The organism is Kitasatospora sp. NPDC007106 (assembly GCF_040634455.1).
GTDB lineage: Bacteria > Actinomycetota > Actinomycetes > Streptomycetales > Streptomycetaceae > Kitasatospora > Kitasatospora arboriphila.
In genome coordinates, this window is the sequence record NZ_JBEYFP010000880.1 from 1 (window position 1) to 2,331 (window position 2,331).

At 72.8% G+C, this 2,331-nt stretch carries 2 protein-coding genes and 3 tRNA genes; all 5 read right to left on the bottom strand.

What is annotated here, in order from left to right:
- Positions 1–37 precede the first annotated feature (37 nt).
- Positions 38–117: transfer RNA gene (locus ABZ641_RS33555), tRNA-Tyr, on the bottom strand.
- A gap of 27 nt (positions 118–144) precedes the next feature.
- A tRNA-Ser gene (locus ABZ641_RS33560) sits at positions 145–229 on the bottom strand.
- Between the two features lie 10 nt (positions 230–239).
- Positions 240–311: transfer RNA gene (locus ABZ641_RS33565), tRNA-Arg, on the bottom strand.
- Positions 312–850: 539 nt separating this feature from the next.
- Entirely contained in the window at positions 851–1,183 is a 333-nt protein-coding gene (locus ABZ641_RS33570; protein ID WP_030269510.1) for a small basic family protein, read from the bottom strand.
- Positions 1,180–2,214: a DUF881 domain-containing protein gene (locus tag ABZ641_RS33575; RefSeq protein ID WP_359988042.1), complete on the bottom strand. Its 1,035-nt coding sequence runs from the start codon at positions 2,212–2,214 to the stop codon at positions 1,180–1,182. Before ABZ641_RS33575 ends, ABZ641_RS33570 begins: the two co-directional genes overlap by 4 nt.
- Between the last annotated feature and the right edge of the window lie 117 nt (positions 2,215–2,331).

Below are 2,331 nucleotides of genomic sequence, written 5' to 3' on the forward strand. Positions count from 1 at the left end.
GGCGGCGGGGCGGGCCGTCAGGTGACGGCATCACGGGTGGGCGAGGACGGATTCGAACCGTCACAGCCGGAGCGGGGGCTTTACAGGCCCTTGGGCTCTCCTTTGCCCAGCTCGCCCTTGGTGGAGAAGGTCGTGGAACGTGTGCGGAGAGTGCGCGGATCGAACGCGCGCGGGTGTGACCCCGACGACGGCTTAGCAAGCCGCTGCCTTACCACTCGGCCAACTCTCCCGGTACTGCACGGCCGGACGAGGATTCGAACCTCGACCTTCCTGATCCGCAGTCAGGCGTGTTTCCGGCTGCACCGTCCGGCATTGCCGGGCGCACGGAAAGGGCCGCCCGGCCGGGGCGCGATCCCCGTGGGCGGCCCGGCAACAGGGCCGGTCAGCGCACTACGAGGACGTCCCGCCGATCCGGGGACTCGAGGAGCGCCGATACGACTGGACACGGTCGGGGGTGTTCATGTTCGGGCTCCTTCCTGGGCCTGTGCGGCGCGATGTGCCCACTCTGTCGCACCACCGCCGCGACGGACAAACGGTTTTCCTCCACCACCGGTGCCGCCACTGCCCGTTCGGCCCGAACCGGTCTTCCCGTGAACCGGTCACCGGCCGCTCCGAGGGCATTTCTCCGGCCCGATCCGGACGGACGGCGGCGGGGGGGGCGGGGGGGGCGGGGGCCGGCTCCTCGACGGCTCCCTCGGCGGGCTCCCCGCCGGCCGGCGGGGTCACGGGCGGCGCCGCCTCCTCGCCGGCCTTCCGGAGAGCCTCGCGCGGCTCGGGCGCCGCGCCCTCCTCCGCGGGGGGCACCGGCGTGCCGTTCGGCTTGTCGTCCTGTTCCACGACGTGTCTCTCCCTACGCCCTGAACACATGCCGCCGGATCGCGGCTGCGTTGGAGAAGATCCGGATACCGAGCACCACGACGACACCGGTCGAGAGCTGCGCGCCCACGCCGAGCTGGTCGCCGAGGAAGACGATCAGGGCCGCGACGACCACGTTCGAGAGGAACGAGACGACGAAGACCTTGTCGTTGAAGATCCCGTCCAGCATCGCCCGGACACCGCCGAACACCGCGTCCAGCGCCGCCACCACCGCGATCGGCAGGTACGGCACCACGGCGTCGGGGACCTCGGGCTGGACGAAGAGGCCGACGACGACGCCGATCACGAGCCCCAGAACGGCAATCACGGTGAAGGTACTCCTGTCCGGGTGGCGGTCGACTTGGTGGCCCGGGAGGCCGGGCGGGACGGCGAGGCATTGCCCGAGGGCGAGGAGCCTACCGAGGGCGGGGCACTGCCAGAGGGCGGAGTGCCGCCCGAGGAGGCCGTCGGGGCGGAGGACTCGGCACCACCGGGCTTCGCCGTCCGCAGCGTCACGCCGAGCGCGGCCGGCAGCGACATCTTCTTCTGCACGGACACGCTCGACTTGATGCCGTAGCTGTCCTGGATCAGCTTGAGGTAGCGCCCGGCCGAGCTGGAGTCGAAGGCCTGCGCGAACCGCTCCCCGTCCCCGACCGCGAGCACGGTGTACGGGGGCACCAGCGGCCGGTTGTCCACCAGCACCGCGTCACCCGCGGCGCGGATCGCGGAGAGCGTCGTCAGCCGCTGGCCGTTGATCGACACCGCCTCGGCGCCGGACAGCCACAGCCCGTTCACCACGAGCTGCAGGTCGCGGTCGCGCAGCCGGCCGGTGTTGTTGAACCCCTCGGCCTCCCGCGGGTTGCTCGCCGAACCGCCCGCGCCGGTGCCCGAGGCGTCGTCGATCACCAGCTTGATGCCCGGGCCGCTGATCTCCCCCGTGCCGGTCCGGGCGGCGAGCAGGGCGAGCGCGTTGTCGCCGCCGACGGGCAGCGCCTGCTGCTGGGCCGTCGCGACCTTCGTGCGCAGGTCCTCGACCTGCCGCTGCAGCGTGTCCGCGGCCTTCGTGGCGTCGTTGACCCGGTGGACGAGCGCGTCCCGCTCCTTGGCGAGCGTCGGCTCGGCCTTGGAGGCGTTCACCCCGCCCACGGTCACCACGGTCGCCGCCAGGGCCAGCCCGACCGCCAGGGTGAGCTTGCCGCGCAGGCTCGTCGGCAGCCGGCTCGGACCGTCCCCGCGGCGCGCGGCCTCGGCGTAGCCCTCGTCCAGGCTGTGGTCCATCACATTGGTCAGCAGGGACATCGAGGCGTCCGGACGGTTGAACCGTCCGTTCGAGTCGCTCGGCGTCGGCGTTGCTGGCATGCGGGACATCGTCCCATGTCGCCGGGGCGGCGTACGCACAGCCCCCGCGCTACCGTCCCGGACGGACACCGAACCGTGACCGGCCGGGGCGCGGCGGCGTGCTGCCGCCGCGCCCCG